Here is a 15,693-nt window from a genome sequence, read left to right on the forward strand (position 1 = left end):
GGGCTCAGGCGCTCTATGGTCGGTAGCGATCATCAGTAGGGCCCGCTAGACACCACCCGAAGGGGACCGTCGAATGGCAACCGCAGTACTGAACACTCAGGTGGACTCACGTCCCGCAGCCGAGGCGTACATCGGCGGTGTGTGCTTCAAACAAGGCCCACCGCGACTCATCGGTGCCGAGGTCGAGTGGCTGACCAACGGCGTCGGCGGTGAGCGTCCGTCGTTGGAGGCACTCGCCGTTGCCTTGGGGAGACATGCTCCCACCAGCATCAACGCGCAATCGCCGGCGATGCCACTTCCCGGCGGCAGTATCGTCACCGTCGAACCCGGCGGCCAGATCGAACTGTCCTCCGCGCCGCGCACGTCAGCCCGCGAAGTCTGCGATTGTCTCGAAGAAGACCGTAAGGCGCTGCGCGTTCTCCTTGCTACTCAATCCATCGAGATGACAGCTGCTCCGGCGGATCGGGGGCGCTCGCCGCACCGACTACTGCAGATGCCGCGATACCGTGCGATGGAACAACAATTTGCCGACATCGGGCCCTACGGCACCCTCATGATGTGCAACACCGCCGCCGTACAGGTGAGCGTCGATGCCGGGGGTAGTGCCGAAGCAATAGCGAAACGATGGCGACTCCTCGGTGACATCGGGCCCGCATTGATCGCCGCGTTCGCCTGTTCTCCACAGCTGGAAGGGATTCCGCGAGGTTCGTGGGCGTCGCAACGCATGCGGACGTGGCTCGAGTTGGATGCTCGACGCACGATGGCCGTTACCGACGCGGCGGACTATCCGCGGTGGGTACTCGGCGTGCCTCTGTTGTGCGTGCAGAACGGCCTCGACGATTGGACTGCCCCTCGGGGCGCCACGTTTGGAGACTGGATCGACGGGGCACTCGACTCCGAGATAGGGCGCGGCCCCACAACCGAGGACTTGGATTATCACCTGTCCACGCTGTTTCCGCCGGTTCGCGCGCTCGGACACATGGAGGTGAGGTACATCGACGCTCAACCCGGAGACCTTTGGCGAGTACCGATAGCCGCGGTCGACGCCTTGCTTTCCGGGCCCGCCGTCATGCAAGAAGCGCGCGATGCGGCAGCATCGACTGCGGGTCGCTGGCGTGACGCCGCGGAGTACGGATTGTCGGACGTCGAGTTGCGTTCGGCAGCAACCTCTCTGATGTCACTGGCAGCTTCGTATGCGCCGGATCCGGAGTTCGTTCGGCTTCTCGATCGCGCAGCGGAACGGTGCTGTCGAGGTCTGACGCCGACCCAGGACTTGGCGCGAGTCGAGGGACACTGATGTCGATGGATGTCACCAAGATCGAGGTAGCCGAAACTGCCGTGGTCACCAAAGAATTCACGGAAGCCGCACTTGTGCGGTCGCGGAACCGTTCACTTCTGCTCACCGATTGCCTTGACGACACCGAGTTGAGTGCTGCGCACTCACCACTCATGAGCCCTCTAGTCTGGGATCTCGCGCATATCGGTAATCAGGAAGAGCTCTGGCTGGTGCGTGATGTCGGCGGCCGCGAACCGGTGCGGCGCGACATCGACGAGTTGTACGACGCCTTCAAACATTCACGGTCTTCGCGACCCGAGCTTCCGTTGTTGGATCCGCGGCAGGCGCGCCACTACATACGTACGGTCCGCGGCAAGGTGTGGGACGTCCTCGCCGCCAGCACTTTCAGCGGATCGCCGCTCGAGCTGAACGGGTTTGCGTTCGGGATGATCGCTCAACATGAACAGCAGCATGCTGAAACCATGCTCGCCACGCATCAATTGCGTTCAGGCTCAGCGGTACTCGTAGAAGAATCGCCGCCGAGTGTCCGGCGAAAGCCGCTACTGGATGAGGTGATCATTCCCTCCGGCGCCTTCGTCATGGGTACGGACGACGAACCGTGGGCGCTCGACAACGAAAGAACCGCGCATCAGGTGTATCTGACCGAGTACGCAATCGACAGATTTCCCGTCACCAACGGGCAGTTCATCGAATTCATCGACGACGGTGGGTACTCCCGTCCGGAACTCTGGTCGAGGGAAGGGTGGCGCCATCGCATCGACGCCAAACTTCAGGCACCCCTGTTCTGGGAACGTGATGGATCGCGCTGGTGGCAAAGAGCATTCGGTATCGACAAGCCGGTAGCTCCCCGCCGTCCGGTGGTCCATGTCGGCTACTACGAGGCGCAGGCGTATGCAACGTGGGCCGGGAAACGGCTACCTACCGAAGCTGAATGGGAAAAGGCCGCGCGGTGGGATCCGGAATCCGTTCGCTCCCGCAAGTTTCCGTGGGGCGACGCCTTGCCGGACGAGACCCGCGCCAATCTGGGCCAACGGCACCTCAGTCCCGCCGATGTCGGGGCCTACCCCGATGGAGCGTCGGCGCACGGCGTGCAGCAGTTGATCGGGGATGTGTGGGAATGGACCTCGTCCGGCTTTCATCCCTATCCAGGCTTCCATGCCTTTCCGTATCGCGAGTACTCCGAGGTCTTCTTCGGTGGCGATTACAAAGTGTTGCGGGGAGGCTCGTTCGGGACCGACAGTGTTGCCGCCCGCGGGACCTTCCGAAACTGGGATCATCCGATCCGTCGACAGATATTCTCCGGATTTCGCTGCGCCAGAACCCTGTCCGGTCGCCCCTGACATGTGCCGACACCTCGGGTACGTCGGGCCGGTCACTTCTGTCCGTGACCTCCTGCACTTCGGATCACATTCGCTGGTGCGGCAGTCGTGGGCACCCAAGGAGATGCGAGGCGGCGGAACCATCAACGCCGACGGCTTCGGTGCCGCGTGGTGGAGTGGTGGCGTACTCGGCCGCTATCGTAGTGTTTCGCCGATCTGGTCGGATCCCACTGTCGAGGAGACGCTTTCGCATGTCCACTCCGGGGCTGTCATTGCGGCAGTGCGTTCCGCGACAGAGGGAATGGCAGTGGAGATCGGTGCCTGTGCTCCGTTTGTGGATGATCGCTTCGCCTTGAGTCACAACGGAGTTGTAGTCCGGTGGCCGGCTGCGGTTACTTCTCTGGCCGAAGGCATTCCGGCGGTTCAGTTGTTGACTATGCCGGCACCGACAGATTCGGCTCTGCTGTGGACACTCCTGCGGGATCGATTGGAGACCATGTCTCCGGAGTCAGCCGTGGCCACCGTCGTCCATGATGTTTCCTTCTTGGCGCATGGTTCCAAGCTGAATCTTCTGCTTGGTGACGGGAACGAAATGTGGGCCACAGCTTGGGGACACTCGTTGTACGCGCTCGTCGACGAATCGTCGGCCCTGATCGCCTCGGAACCACTCGACGATTCGCCCGGGTGGGAGCAAATCCCCGACAGAGCATTGGTCTGCGCCCGTCCCGGACACCTGATTATCACCCCTATCCAGATGGGAGAACGATGAGTACCCCAATGCTCAACGTCTATCTGACCCCGGAAGACTTAGTCGAAGCGCTACGCGTCGACGCCCGTGCCGGGCTGACAGCGTCTCCGAAGTGGCTCTCGCCCAAGTGGTTCTACGATGCACGCGGAAGTGAACTGTTCGAACAGATCACACAATTGCCCGAGTACTACCCGACTCGCACCGAGCGAGCTTTGCTGACCGAGTGTGCACCGGCGATCGCCGAGTTGACCAGCCCGGAGATGCTGATCGAGCTGGGCTCCGGTTCGTCGGAGAAGACGCGCTTGTTGCTGGACGCGATGAAAGGTTCACTGCACACGTATGTACCGCAGGATGTTTCGGTGACCGCGCTGGAGAGTGCTGCTCGTCAGATCGATGCAGAGTTCCCTGATCTGGATGTTGTCGGAGTGGTCAGCGACTTCACCGGATCGCTGCATCACTTGCCCAGCGGCGGTAAGCGGGCAGTCGCTTTTCTGGGCGGTACTCTCGGAAACCTGATTCCGGCTGAGCGCGGCGAGTTTCTGTCCGGTGTTTCTGCGGTGTTGCATTCGGGGGAGAGCTTGATCCTCGGAGTTGGACTGGTAACCGATCCCGCTGTTCTCGTTCCGGCCTACGACGACAGTGCCGGAGTGACAGCGCAATTCAACCTCAATGTTCTCAGCGTTCTGAACAAGCAACTGGGAGCTGATTTTCCTCTGGAAGCCTTCCGGCATGTAGCCCTCTGGGACAGTGAGAACCAGTGGATCGAGATGCGGCTTGAAGCAGCGCGCGATCTTTCGGTGCGTATCGAGGACCTGGATCTGGAGGTCACCTTCGTGAAAGGTGAGCAGCTGCGTACCGAAATTTCCGCGAAGTTCACCGTCGACAGCATTTCCGCAGAACTCAAGGCTGCGGGGTTCGCTGTGCAGAAAGTGTGGACCGATGACGATCAGCGGTTCGCGCTGCTGTGCGCAGACCGGGTGTGATCGGCCAGGCTCCGGTTGTGGCCGTGCCCGTGCATAACTGTCCACAAATCGTCCCGAGAGGCGGGTTTCCGCGTAGAACTCCATCTAGTGGACGGTTAGGCACACGCGGGCAGGCAATATATGCCCCATATCTCCCTATTGACTGTTTATAGTGAGGCTTTGCGGAACGGTTGCCGAGCTGAGGAGCACGTGTGCGTCACCCGAAATATGCTGTCCTGACAGTAGCCACTATCGCGATTCTGACGATCCCGGTGACCCAGTGCTCGGCTCAATCTCTGCCGTCCTCGGGGTCCCTGGATACAGGTTCCCTGGGCAGTTCGGAAACCCCCACCGAGGACACGCTTCCCGAACTCTCGGTAACTACGCTCATTGAGGGACTCGATCACCCGTGGGACGTGGTGGCAGCTCCCGACGGCACGGTACTCGCCGGGCAGCGTTCGGGCGGGTTCTTTGTCCGGCGGAGCGATGACACGACCGGACCGGTAAGCGCAGATCTCACGGATCTCTACGCACAGGGGGAGACCGGGTTGATGGGCATGGCTCTCGCCCGGGACTTTGAGCAGTCGCGAATTCTCTACACCTGCCAGGGATTTCAAGGCGGGGGAGTCACTGACATCCGAATTGTGGCCTGGACGGTTGACGCAGGATGGGCGGCGCTTACCCGCACCGGAAACGTACTGACGGGAATTCCGGTGGAAGCCGGTCGTCACGGTGGCTGCCGGATCCTCGCAGCAGCTGACGGCACCTTGTTTGTCGGAACCGGAGACACCGCAATGCCTACTGTTCCGCAGGATCCGAACTCTTTGGGCGGCAAGGTATTGCACATCAATGCCGATGGAACGCCGGCAGCAGGAAACCTCAACCCGACTAGCCCGGTCTACACCCTCGGCCATCGGAACGTGCAGGGTCTGGCGGTTCAACCGGGCACCGATCGGGTGTACGCGGTGGAGCAGGGTACCGGTGTCGACGACGAAGTGAACCTGCTGATTCCCGGCGGAAACTACGGGTACAAACCGGACCGAGGACTCGGACGTTACGACGAGTCCGTGCCGATGACCGATCCGAGTCGAGTACCGGGTGCCATCGAGGCTGTGTGGCGTTCAGGCAACTCGACGCTCGCCACTGCGAGCGGTGCCTTTGTGGCCGGACCGCAGTGGGGAGCGTGGGACGGCGCGCTGGTGATGGGTGCATTGAAGACCAAGAAACTGGTCTTCGTGCGCCTGAGCGACGATGGTCGATCCGTCGACGCTCAGACCTACGGGTTGGAGAACCAGTTCGGACGCCTGCGTTCAGTTACTCCGCTTGGCGACGGTTCACTTCTGGTCACCACGGATAACGGCACCAACGACAAAGTGCTTCGGGTAACTCCGGTGTCCTAGAAAGTTTCAGTGCCAGGCGATAACCCGGCATGGTCCACCGGAACCGCCGGCATGGGTGGGCGCACCGATCATCACGGTGGCGCCCACCGGTGGAAGCGTCGACAAATTAGCCAGGGCCTCCACCGCGTACTTGCCTGAGCCCAGCGCGTTTCGGTGAGCGCCGTAGGTTGTGCTGCGGCCGGCGTCGATGCTGAGGGTGTCCGAGCCGAGGGCGACGATTTCTCGTTCGCGCACCAGAAAGTCGACGGCGTCGGGATCGAACCCCGGGGTGTGCTGCCGGCCGATTGCGTCTTGGTTCGTGAATGCGCCGTCGACGCTCAGCCGGGCATCCCAGCCCGAGTTCATCGCGACGAGGCTGCGGGAAGGCAGCATCCCGTGAACGGTTTCCCAATCGAGAATGTCCGCCCGCGTGAGGACTGTGTTGTTGTCCGCTTCGGCCCGCACGCTGATATCGATGACCGCGATGGGCACGATGAGATCTGCGACGGGGATCTTCTCCACGGTGATTCCATCCGCGCTGGCATGCGCGGGTGCGTCGATGTGGGTGCCGGTGTGTTCTCCCATCCGAAGTTCGTTCAGGTAGAAAGAGCTCCCACTACCCAGCGATTCCAATGACCCGAGCGACCCCAGCGATCCGCCGGTCGACGCGATCCTTGCCAGATTCTTCATTTCGAACGACTGCGCACCCGGCCAGACCGGAAAATCCGTCGTCAATACGTGAGTGAGATCGACCAGTGTGGAGCCTTCGAGCGGACGCGCCGCCGGGGTTGCCGACGCGGTTCCGCCCGCAAGCGCCGTTGCGCCGAGCGCGGTAACGCCCAAGGCGGCGAAGATCGATCGCCGGCTGACCTTCCTGTCCTCGCGTTCGATCGATTCGTACACCTGGGACAAGAGCCGCGGTGAGCACATCAGAAACTCCAGATCACTGGAATCAGTACCGTCGCAACTACCAGGAACCACAGGAGCATCGGCAATCCGAGCTTCCAGTAGTCGCCGAACTTGTAGCCGCCGGGACCCATCACCATCATGTTCGCGGGAGTCGCAACCGGTGTCAGGAACGACGCGGCGGCGGCAACGGTCACAGTCATCAGAAGCGGCAGCACCGAGATGTTCAACTCCGATGCAACGGACACCGCGATCGGGGTGATGATCAACGCCGTCGCAGTGTTGCTGATGAGCTGACCGAGCGTTGCCGTCACGAGGAACAGGCCGGCGACGACGACGTAGGGGCCGGAGTCGCCGACAAGGTCGACAAATCCGTTGGCCAGCTTCTCGGCCGCACCGGTTTGTTGAATTGCCGTGGACAGCGGGATCATTCCGCCGACGAGGATGAGTGTGGTCCAGGAGATCGAGCGGTGTGCCTGCTCGACGCTGATGACGCGCAACAGAACCATCGCGCAGGCGGCGAGGAGACCCGCGATGGCCGACGGGACGATGCCGAAGGTCAGCATGATCACCATGGCTGCGACGACGGCCAGGGACAGGATGGCGCGGGTACCGAGCGGCGCGGCCTGCTTGCGAATCAACGCGGGCGGATCGACGACGAGGACGTTCGGGTCGACGGAGGTGCGGGCGTCCAGATCGTCCCAGCTGCCTTGGAGTAACAAGGTGTCGCCGGCTGCCAGGCGGACGCCGTTAGGTCCGCAGTTCTCGCCGGCGCGCTGGACTGCGAGGATCACGAGATCCCCGCTGTCGGTCACCATGCCGGGGAAAACCTTGTCGCCGATGATCTCCGAACGCGGCGGCACGATCACCTCGACGACGCCGTCTTCCTTGGTAATGAGCGGGGCTTCGGATTGATCGCAACCGCCCGCGATGCTGTATTGCTGCGCCAGAGTTTTCGCGTGGCGGCTCAGGTCCGGTGACATTGAAACGCCGGCTCGGTGGGGGAGCACACGTGGGCCGAGAAATACTGCGATCGCGATGGTCCCGAGCACCAGCGGTGCACCGATCAGCGTGAAGTCGAAGAACCCGAATGCGCCGGCCCCGGCGTCGGCGGCGGCGTCCGAGACGATGATGTTCACCGGTGTACCGGTCAACGTGAGCATCGAACCGGCGTGGGCGGCGAAGGCGAGGGGGAGCAGCAACTGGGAGGTGGATCGGCCGAGACGAACGGCGAGGACGACAACCATCGGGATCAAGGCAGCTACTGCTCCGTTGACACTGATCAACGCGGTCAGTGCGGCAACCAGCAACATGATCGCGCTCAGCAACCGAACCCGAGAATCACCGACCTTTGCGAGCAGTTTCTCGCCCGCCCACGTAGTCACTCCGGTGGCGTCGAGCGCTTCACTCACGACAAACAGTGCGGCGATGAATACGACTGTCGGATCGCCGAATCCGGCCAGTGCCTGCTCCATCGAGATCACCCCGGTCGCGTACAGCGCCAGTGCGGTTCCGATTGCGATAATTCCGACGGGGATCCGGCCGATGACGAAGAGCGCCACGACTACGGCAAGCACGACAAAGGTGATGGTGATGTCATTCACGATTCGTAAAGCTACCTGCGATCGGGCAACCGTCCCGCATCGCCGGGCCGGGGAATTGTGTGGAGCCGTGCCGGGAATACAGAACGGCCCCATCTCGACAAACGAGACAGGGCCGTGGACGGACGCGAAGGAGATTCAGTTGGAAGCGGCGATGCGCGCCTTCTCGAGGGCAGCCAGCGTGCGCAGCACAGTTGCTTTCTGCTTGTTGAGATCGCTCAGACGGGCGCGAGCGGGAAGGCCCTGAGCGAGTTCGGCGACCTTGATCTGCTCGTCGACAGTGCCGAGCTGGTCGAGAAGCCCCAGAACGCGCGTCTGCAGCGTGTTGATGTCGACGGTGTCCGTCTTCACCGGAGCGGCTACGCGTGTCGCGGCGCCGGTGCTGGAGGGGCGAGCGGCACGCGCGGGTGACGTGTCTGCGACGACGGATGCGGCGCGAGGGCGAATTGCCTTGCGCACGGCGGTCGCGTCGGGGAGGACGTCCATTCGAATTTCGTTGAGGACGCGGCGAGCTTCGCGGGCGGTGACGCGGTACTCGCGCTCTTCGTCGTCGTCGGACTGCAGCGTTCCGCCGAGCGGGCGCAGGCCGTACATGCCGAGGAAGCGCTTGGCGTCGTCGACGATGCCTTCGTTTTCGCGGCACTTTTCGCAGCGCGGTTCATTGCGGAACATTTCGACGGAGGTGTCGTCGCCACACCAGACACAAGATCCTGGGCGCCACCGCCGGACCGTCGGAACTGATGAATTCAGTGAATGAGATTCGGGCCGGGATTCCAAGGTTTGCGCGTCGATCACGACGAGCCACATTAGGCGAAGTTTGCGGGGCGGTGAACACCGGCCCAACATCGACCTGGGATTCTCCCCGAGGGCGTGATCAAGATCATGCCGATTGTCGGATTTGACGGTATCTGTGTGTCGCACAAATGGTTTCGTGAAGACTGATCGGTCTGGTCCGGCGGCGAAGGCTCGGCGCCTGCAATGGGTGGATCAACTCTGCCGGATGAAATGCACAAGGCGCGTATCGGTGACCGTCAATGGTTACCGATACGCGCCCTGTGGCACGGTGAAACTATGCGATGCCGTCGAACAGTGAAGTCACAGAACCATTCTCGAAAACTTCCTTGATGGTCCGAGCGAGTAGCGGTGCGATGGACAGCACAGTCAGCGTCGGGAACCGCTTCGAATCGGGGATCGGGAGCGTGTTGGTCGTGATGACCTCCTTGGCGCCGCAGGACGCCAATCGCTCGGCGGCCGGATCCGAGAAGATGCCGTGGGTGGTGGCGATGATGACGTCACCGGCACCGGCATCCTTGAGAACCTTGACGGCGCCGGCGATGGTGCCGCCGGTGTCGATCATGTCGTCGATCAGCACGCAGGTGAGGCCGCTGACGTCGCCGACCACGCGGTTGGACTTCACCTGGTTGGGGACCAGAGGGTCGCGGGTCTTGTGCACGAACGCCAGCGGAGCGCCGTCGAAGGCATCGGCCCACTTCTCGGCAACCTTGACGCGTCCGGCGTCCGGGGAGACGACGCAGATGTTGTCGGTGCCGTAGTTCGCTTTCACGTACTGAGCGAGTTGGCCCTGTGCATGCATGTGATCAACGGGGCCGTCGAAGAAGCCCTGGATCTGGTCGGTGTGCAGATCGACCGTGATGATGCGGTCGGCGCCGGCGGTCTTGAGCAGATCGGCGATGAGGCGAGCGGAGATCGGCTCGCGTCCGCGGTGCTTCTTGTCCTGACGGGCGTACGGGTAGAACGGCAGCACTGCGGTGATGCGCTTGGCAGATCCACGCTTGAGAGCGTCGATCATGATGAGCTGCTCCATGACCCACGTGTTCAGTGGCGCCGGATGGCTCTGCAGAACGAACGCGTCGGAGCCGCGAACCGACTCTTCGAAGCGAACGAAGATCTCACCATTTGCGAAATCGCGTGCAGTTTGCGGGGTGACGCGGATATCGAGTTCCTTCGCCACCTGCTCAGCCAATTCGGGATGCGCTCGACCCGAGAACAACATCAAGTTCTTCTGGTTGTCGATCCAATTCGCGGTCACTGGTTCATGCCATCCTTTTGTACTTGCTGATCTGTGCGCTCTGATTCCGAAGCCGTTGCAGCTGCAACGGCCGCAGGAGTACCGGGACGTTTCTTCTCGACCCAACCCTCGATATTGCGTTGCTGCCCACCCGAGACTGCGAGAGCTCCCGGCGGGACGTCGAATTTGAGTACCGTGCCGGCGCCGGTGTAGGCACCGTCACCTACTCGAACCGGAGCGATGAACATGGTGTCCGATCCGGTCCGGACGTGCGACCCCACAACAGTACGGCTCTTGTTCACCCCGTCGTAATTGACGAAGACGCTCGAAGCTCCGATGTTGCTGTGATGGCCGATGACAGCATCGCCGACGTAGGTAAGATGCGGAACCTTCGAATACTCGCCGATATCGGCGTTCTTCGTTTCCACGTAGGCGCCGAGTTTGCCGTGGGCGCCGAGGTTCGTCCCCGGACGAATGTATGCGAAGGGTCCGACCGTGGCATCCTCGCCGACAGTCGACCCGCTGGCGTGCGAACGGACGACAACTGCGCGGGCGCCTACCGTCATATCCGTCAGAGTTGTATCCGGGCCGATCACGGCGTCTTCGCCGACCGAGGTCGTACCGGTCAACTGCACTCCGGGAAGCAGCGTGACGTCTTGTTCGAGGGTGACGTCGCAGTCGATCCACGTACTTGCGGGATCAACGACGGAGACGCCGGCGCGCATCCAGTTTTCGACGATCCGACGGTTCAATTCGCGAGCCAGGGTCGACAGTTGCACACGATCGTTGGCGCCCGCGACGAGAACCGAATCCGCGATGTGCTGCGCTCGAACTCGTTTACCGGCTCGTCGGGCGATCATGATCACATCGGTGAGATAGAACTCGTGTTGAGCGTTGTTGGAATCGAGCGATGCCAGCGCGTCGCGCAGCGTCTCGAAATCGAAGGCGTAGACGCCCGAGTTGACCTCGGTGATCGAACGCTGCGAATCCGTTGCTTCCTTTTCCTCGACGATGGCGTTGACTTCACCGTCGGTGGTGCGCAGGATCCGGCCGTATCCGGTGGGGTCGGAAGCTGTGGACGTCAACACCGTCACGGCGGCGGCCGGTGCGCTCGTATGGCGCTCGAGAAGGTTCGCGATGGTCGTGCCGTCGAGGAGCGGTACGTCGGCGGCCGTGACCAGGACGGTGCCGCGAAAATCGGCCGGCAAGCGTTCGAGGCCGCAACTGACGGCGTGCCCGGTGCCCTTCTGCTCGTCCTGGACCGCGATGGTGATCGAGCGGTCCAAGTCTGTGGCGACGGATGTCACGGCTGCGGATACTCGCTCACGATCGTGTCCGACGACGGTCACGAGATGAGTCGGATTCAGAGACGCTGCAGCGTGGAGCGAGTGCGCGAGCATTGTTCGGCCGGCGAGAGTGTGCAAGACCTTGGGAGTTTTGGACTTCATCCGAGTGCCTGCACCCGCTGCGAGAACGATCACGGCGGTTTGCACTGGTTTGAGCTCCCTCTATAGATCATCAACTGCGGCAGATCATCAACTACCAGCTCCGCCGCCAGGACTCGAACCTGAACTATCTGAACCAAAATCAGAGGTGCTGCCATTACACCACGGCGGACTGCCACGCTCTCCGTACCTTGCGGCGGATTACGCGAGAGAATAATCGCACGCCGACCCCACGTAGGTCGAACCGCTCCTCGTTTTCGGGTCGCGCGGTGCCGATAGGCTTGCTTCCACAGGTGCGGTAACAACCGCCCGACGGCACGGTGGAAAGAGGCAGTCATGGCAACGGTTCCCGGTCCGACGGGCGGTGACCGCGCACCCGAGCGGGCGATTCGGGTCCGGATGACAGGCACCCAGCGTCGCCAGCAGTTGATCGAGATCGGCCGTGCGCTCTTTGCCGAGCGTGGGTACGAAGCAACCTCGATCGAGGAAATCGCTCAGCGTGCCAACGTGTCGAAACCGGTCGTCTACGAGCATTTCGGCGGCAAGGAGGGTTTGTACGCCGTCGTGGTCGACCGGGAGATGTCGAGGCTGTTGGAGATGGTCACGTCTTCGCTGTCGCAGAATCGCTCGAGAGTTCGAGTTGAACGAGTTGCGTTGGCTTTGCTCACGTACGTCGAGGAACATACCGACGGGTTCCGAATTCTGGTTCGTGATTCGTCTGTCGTGGCGCCCAGCGGCACTTATTCCAGTCTCCTCAACGACGCGATCAGTCAGGTGGGATACCTCCTGGCCGGGGACTTCTCGCGGCGTGGATTCGACCCTGGACTAGCAACGATGTACGCGCAGGCACTGGTCGGAATGGTGTCGACGACGGCTACGTGGTGGCTCGACGAGCGCACGCCGTCCAAGGAAGTCGTGGCAGCGCACTTGGTGAATTTGTGCTGGAACGGGCTCACCAATCTGGAGGCCGACCCTCAATTGGAGGGTTAACGCAGGTGTGCCTGTCGGTAGAACCGGGTTCGCAGTCTAAGCTGTGTTGGCTGTATCACGATCGTTTGATGGACAAATGCAGGTTGTTTGTAAGGCGCGCCGAAAGCTGGACTGTGCCTTCCATTTTGACGCTGTGAACGGGTAAGGGTCAGGATGCGTTCGATGTGTGGTTATTGGAGGCCGGATCGATGGTGAGGCAGGAACGGGCGGAAGCCACCCGTGATTCGGTACTGCGCGGAGCGGCCGGCGTGTTCATACGTCTGGGGTACGCAAACGCCAGTTTGAGCGAGATCATCGCTGAATCACAGGTGACCAAGGGGGCGCTGTACTTCCACTTCGGTTCCAAGGAAGAGCTGGCCAGGGCGGTGATCGACGAAGGCGCGGCCCGGTTCGACGCCAAGTGTGAGCTGTGGTTGGACCGTCGGACGCCGGCATTGGAATCGCTTATCGGCATCTCGTCGGTGACGGTCGATATCGGTGCGCACGACGTGCTTGTTCGGGCGACTTTCCGCTTGCTGGTCGAGATCGGAGACTACCGGGGATCGGGTCCGGCAACATTCGACGTCTGGCACGACATCTTCCGGGAACTCACCAGTCGTGCTGCCGACGAGGGTGACTTGCGCCATGACGTCGATTCCTCGGACATTGCACGTTTCTTGCTTCAGATGGTGTCGGGTGTTCGATTGGTGGCGGCCGCGACGGGAACAGTGCGTGAGTTGTCCGAGTCGATGAAGTCGTCCTGGAATATGGTTCTTCCCGTGGTCGTACCTGAGTCGAAGGTTGAATACTTCCGTCAGTTCGCTGCACGCCGTCTTGGGACTGATCACTGAGTTCAGGCTAGGTGCCGCCAATCGCTGATGTGGGATTTCAGGTTCCGGTCACGACTGTTCTCGTATTCCGCTCTGTGGGTTGTCTCGTTCATTAGCACTTTGAAACAAACCAAGAGTATGTTTGACGAGTAGTTGAATGCCAGTCGGTTCGATCTTGCTCACCATCTAGACGTTGCGGTATGTTCTCTGGGTAGCCAGACAGTTGCTGCATTGGTCGGGTTGGTCAAGACGGACAGGTTCGACGACACAAAGTCGGTGTAGCGGGCGGCGTAGGGGGCCGCCCGGTGCACCGATGGAAGGGGTAACCAGATGAGTAGTGAGCGCACGCCGGCGGTCGACACTCGGGACGTCGGACCTCGGATCGGTTGCGACGTCGTCAACGTTGTCGACATCAGTCGGAGTATCGATCTTTTCGGACGTCGTTATCTGGAGCGGACGTTCACGGCGCACGAGTTGACGACGTGCGACGGTCCGGCTCGAGATCAACGGCTGGCCGCTCGTTTTGCGGCTAAGGAAGCAGTGGTCAAGGTTCTCCGGCCACTCGACTCGGCGCTGCCGTGGAATTCGATCGAGATCACGCGAGAACTGTGGGGGGGATGTGGAGTAGTACTTTCCGGTGAAGCGGCGAAACTTGCCTTAGCGCAGGACCTTCAAGATTTTCAAGTATCTATTTCGCATGAGGCGGACGTTGCCATTGCAATGGTGATTGCCACGCGCTGCGACATTTCGCAAAAAACAGAAGGACGATGTCACCGATGAGTGATCAGGCAATTCGCAAGGTGCTCGTGGAGCATGGTCGGCTCGCAGTCGACGTCAGCGCGATTGATGTTGAAGCCGATCTCTACGAATTGGGGTTGACGTCCCACGCCAGTGTCAATGTGATGCTGGCCCTGGAAGATTCGTTCGATATCGAATTTCCGGACGAGTTGCTGCGCAAGAGTACCTTCGCGAGCGTCAAATCGATCGAAGACGCATTGATCGGTCTGGGTGCCGCGTGAGTATGCCGATTTCCGAGGTTGTTGTCGGAACTGCCCACGAACGAGCGCGACTCGTTGCGGACGAGGTTGCCGCACAGTGGGCCGACCAGGTCGACGTAGAAGCGCGCTTCCCCGCAGAAGCGGTTGCCGCGATGCGTAAGCAACGGTTGCTGTCCGTGGCCGTGCCGACGGAGTTCGGCGGTGAAGGGTTGTCCTTGCGTGAGGTCGCCGAGATCGCACGAATCCTCGGATCACGTTGCGCTGCAAGCGGAATGATCTTCGCGATGCATCAGACTCAGATCTATTCGTTGGTCAAGCATGGAAATACCGAGGCGCTTCGGGCATTTGTTGTCGAGGTCACCGCCAATCAATTGTTGCTCGCATCGGCAACCACAGAACTGGGTATCGGCGGAGACGTCAGCCGAAGTTATTGTGCTGTCGAAGATCTCGGTGGTCATCTGCTGTTGATCAAGAATGCACCGGTCATTTCGTACGGCGAGGAAGCTGACGCGATCGTCGTCACAGCTCGCCGAACACCGGAAAGTCAGCCCAATGACCAGGTTCTGGTTGTCTGCCGTCGAGCTGATCTCACACTGGAGAAGACCACCGACTGGAATACCCTCGGACTGAGGGGAACCTGCAGCCTCGGATATATTCTTCGAGCTACCTCCACTCCGGACATGGTGGCGAAGACGCCGTATTCCTATATCTCCACCAACACCATGCTTCCGGTCTCGCATGTGGTGTGGAGTTCGGTGTGGCTGGGTATTGCGGATGCAGCGCTCGAGAAAGCGCGCAAGTATGTGCGCGCTGCAGCCCGGAAGCAGCCGGGAGTGTCATCTCCCGGTGCTCTACGGTTGGCCGAAACAGCCGCTGTGGCACAACAATTTGCGGATCTTGTGGATTCATCTGCTCGTCGGTACGACCTCGCTGCGCAGACTCGAGACGGGTCCGAAGAGTTGGCCACAACAGATAGCGTCGGTTTTGCATTGTCGATGAACAACTTGAAGGTCACCACGTCGAATTCGGTGGTGGAGATCATCGGCCAGGCGATGCTCATCTGCGGGATCTCGGGTTATCGCGAGGACAGCGAGTATTCGCTCGGTCGGCATCTCCGTGATGCACACGGGGCTGCGCTGATGGTGAATAACGATCGGATTATGGCGGGGTCTGCCCAGATGGCTATCGGATACCGAGGGACACTGTGACT

15 protein-coding genes and 1 tRNA gene are annotated in these 15,693 nt (G+C 61.2%); 10 read left to right on the forward strand and 6 right to left on the reverse strand.

Going from position 1 to position 15,693, the window contains the following annotated elements:
* Positions 1 to 73 precede the first annotated feature (73 nt).
* The 5 genes from egtA (at position 74) to MTX36_RS11610 (ending at position 5,726) form a co-directional block, all read left to right on the forward strand.
* Positions 74 to 1,297, forward strand: coding sequence for an ergothioneine biosynthesis glutamate--cysteine ligase EgtA (gene egtA, locus MTX36_RS11590; RefSeq protein WP_243619894.1), 1,224 nt, complete (start codon positions 74 to 76; stop codon positions 1,295 to 1,297).
* Between the two features lie 5 nt (positions 1,298 to 1,302).
* The gene (gene egtB, locus MTX36_RS11595) at positions 1,303 to 2,637 is read left to right on the forward strand and encodes an ergothioneine biosynthesis protein EgtB (RefSeq protein ID WP_374230469.1); all 1,335 of its coding nucleotides are present in this window, start codon (positions 1,303 to 1,305) and stop codon (positions 2,635 to 2,637) included.
* 1 nt (position 2,638) lies between these two features.
* A complete protein-coding gene (gene egtC / locus MTX36_RS11600; protein ID WP_243619896.1) occupies positions 2,639 to 3,385 on the forward strand; it encodes an ergothioneine biosynthesis protein EgtC in 747 nt (248 codons plus the stop codon).
* On the forward strand, positions 3,382 to 4,347 hold the full coding sequence (gene egtD / locus MTX36_RS11605) for an L-histidine N(alpha)-methyltransferase (RefSeq protein ID WP_243619897.1): 966 nt from the start codon (positions 3,382 to 3,384) through the stop codon (positions 4,345 to 4,347). Before egtC ends, egtD begins: the two co-directional genes overlap by 4 nt.
* A gap of 191 nt (positions 4,348 to 4,538) precedes the next feature.
* The gene (locus tag MTX36_RS11610; RefSeq protein ID WP_243619898.1) at positions 4,539 to 5,726 is read left to right on the forward strand and encodes a sorbosone dehydrogenase family protein; all 1,188 of its coding nucleotides are present in this window, start codon (positions 4,539 to 4,541) and stop codon (positions 5,724 to 5,726) included.
* Positions 5,727 to 5,732: 6 nt separating this feature from the next.
* Here MTX36_RS11610 and MTX36_RS11615 read toward each other — a convergent pair whose 3' ends face one another.
* The 6 genes from MTX36_RS11615 to MTX36_RS11640 form a co-directional block, all read right to left on the reverse strand.
* Positions 5,733 to 6,635 (reverse strand): cyclase family protein, encoded by a 903-nt coding sequence (locus MTX36_RS11615; RefSeq protein ID WP_243619899.1) that lies wholly within the window; start codon positions 6,633 to 6,635, stop codon positions 5,733 to 5,735.
* A complete protein-coding gene (locus tag MTX36_RS11620; RefSeq protein WP_243619900.1) occupies positions 6,635 to 8,215 on the reverse strand; it encodes an SLC13 family permease in 1,581 nt (526 codons plus the stop codon). The genes MTX36_RS11615 and MTX36_RS11620 overlap by 1 nt, the downstream gene beginning before the upstream one ends.
* A 135-nt stretch (positions 8,216 to 8,350) precedes the next feature.
* Complete coding sequence (locus MTX36_RS11625; protein WP_374230472.1) at positions 8,351 to 9,007, reverse strand: hypothetical protein; 657 nt, start codon at positions 9,005 to 9,007, stop codon at positions 8,351 to 8,353.
* A gap of 274 nt (positions 9,008 to 9,281) precedes the next feature.
* Complete coding sequence (locus MTX36_RS11630; protein ID WP_243619902.1) at positions 9,282 to 10,262, reverse strand: ribose-phosphate diphosphokinase; 981 nt, start codon at positions 10,260 to 10,262, stop codon at positions 9,282 to 9,284.
* The gene (gene glmU / locus MTX36_RS11635; RefSeq protein ID WP_243619903.1) at positions 10,259 to 11,734 is read right to left on the reverse strand and encodes a bifunctional UDP-N-acetylglucosamine diphosphorylase/glucosamine-1-phosphate N-acetyltransferase GlmU; all 1,476 of its coding nucleotides are present in this window, start codon (positions 11,732 to 11,734) and stop codon (positions 10,259 to 10,261) included. The genes MTX36_RS11630 and glmU overlap by 4 nt, the downstream gene beginning before the upstream one ends.
* A 53-nt stretch (positions 11,735 to 11,787) precedes the next feature.
* Positions 11,788 to 11,858, reverse strand: a tRNA-Gln gene (locus tag MTX36_RS11640).
* Between the two features lie 164 nt (positions 11,859 to 12,022).
* Here MTX36_RS11640 and MTX36_RS11645 point away from each other — a divergent pair.
* From MTX36_RS11645 to MTX36_RS11665, 5 genes are all read left to right on the forward strand, one after another.
* The gene (locus tag MTX36_RS11645) at positions 12,023 to 12,676 is read left to right on the forward strand and encodes a TetR/AcrR family transcriptional regulator (protein WP_243619904.1); all 654 of its coding nucleotides are present in this window, start codon (positions 12,023 to 12,025) and stop codon (positions 12,674 to 12,676) included.
* A gap of 188 nt (positions 12,677 to 12,864) precedes the next feature.
* On the forward strand, positions 12,865 to 13,506 hold the full coding sequence (locus MTX36_RS11650; RefSeq protein ID WP_243619905.1) for a ScbR family autoregulator-binding transcription factor: 642 nt from the start codon (positions 12,865 to 12,867) through the stop codon (positions 13,504 to 13,506).
* A 309-nt stretch (positions 13,507 to 13,815) separates the two neighbouring features.
* A complete protein-coding gene (locus tag MTX36_RS11655; RefSeq protein WP_243619906.1) occupies positions 13,816 to 14,265 on the forward strand; it encodes a holo-ACP synthase in 450 nt (149 codons plus the stop codon).
* Complete coding sequence (locus tag MTX36_RS11660) at positions 14,262 to 14,504, forward strand: acyl carrier protein (protein WP_243619907.1); 243 nt, start codon at positions 14,262 to 14,264, stop codon at positions 14,502 to 14,504. The genes MTX36_RS11655 and MTX36_RS11660 overlap by 4 nt, the downstream gene beginning before the upstream one ends.
* A gap of 2 nt (positions 14,505 to 14,506) precedes the next feature.
* On the forward strand, positions 14,507 to 15,691 hold the full coding sequence (locus MTX36_RS11665) for an acyl-CoA dehydrogenase family protein (protein WP_243620000.1): 1,185 nt from the start codon (positions 14,507 to 14,509) through the stop codon (positions 15,689 to 15,691).
* Positions 15,692 to 15,693: the final 2 nt, after the last annotated feature.

The organism is Rhodococcus sp. ARC_M6, assembly GCF_022810305.1.
Taxonomy (GTDB): domain Bacteria; phylum Actinomycetota; class Actinomycetes; order Mycobacteriales; family Mycobacteriaceae; genus Rhodococcus_F.

Coding starts and splice junctions, on each gene's coding strand:
- MTX36_RS11655 (WP_243619906.1), top strand. CDS start 13,816: ATGAGTAGTGAGCGCACGCCGGCGGTCGACACTCGGGACGTCGGACCT.
- MTX36_RS11645 (WP_243619904.1), top strand. CDS start 12,023: ATGGCAACGGTTCCCGGTCCGACGGGCGGTGACCGCGCACCCGAGCGG.
- egtD (WP_243619897.1), top strand. CDS start 3,382: ATGAGTACCCCAATGCTCAACGTCTATCTGACCCCGGAAGACTTAGTC.
- MTX36_RS11615 (WP_243619899.1), bottom strand. CDS start 6,635: ATGTGCTCACCGCGGCTCTTGTCCCAGGTGTACGAATCGATCGAACGC.
- MTX36_RS11650 (WP_243619905.1), top strand. CDS start 12,865: ATGGTGAGGCAGGAACGGGCGGAAGCCACCCGTGATTCGGTACTGCGC.
- egtC (WP_243619896.1), top strand. CDS start 2,639: ATGTGCCGACACCTCGGGTACGTCGGGCCGGTCACTTCTGTCCGTGAC.
- MTX36_RS11665 (WP_243620000.1), top strand. CDS start 14,507: ATGCCGATTTCCGAGGTTGTTGTCGGAACTGCCCACGAACGAGCGCGA.
- egtA (WP_243619894.1), top strand. CDS start 74: ATGGCAACCGCAGTACTGAACACTCAGGTGGACTCACGTCCCGCAGCC.
- MTX36_RS11660 (WP_243619907.1), top strand. CDS start 14,262: ATGAGTGATCAGGCAATTCGCAAGGTGCTCGTGGAGCATGGTCGGCTC.
- egtB (WP_374230469.1), top strand. CDS start 1,303: ATGGATGTCACCAAGATCGAGGTAGCCGAAACTGCCGTGGTCACCAAA.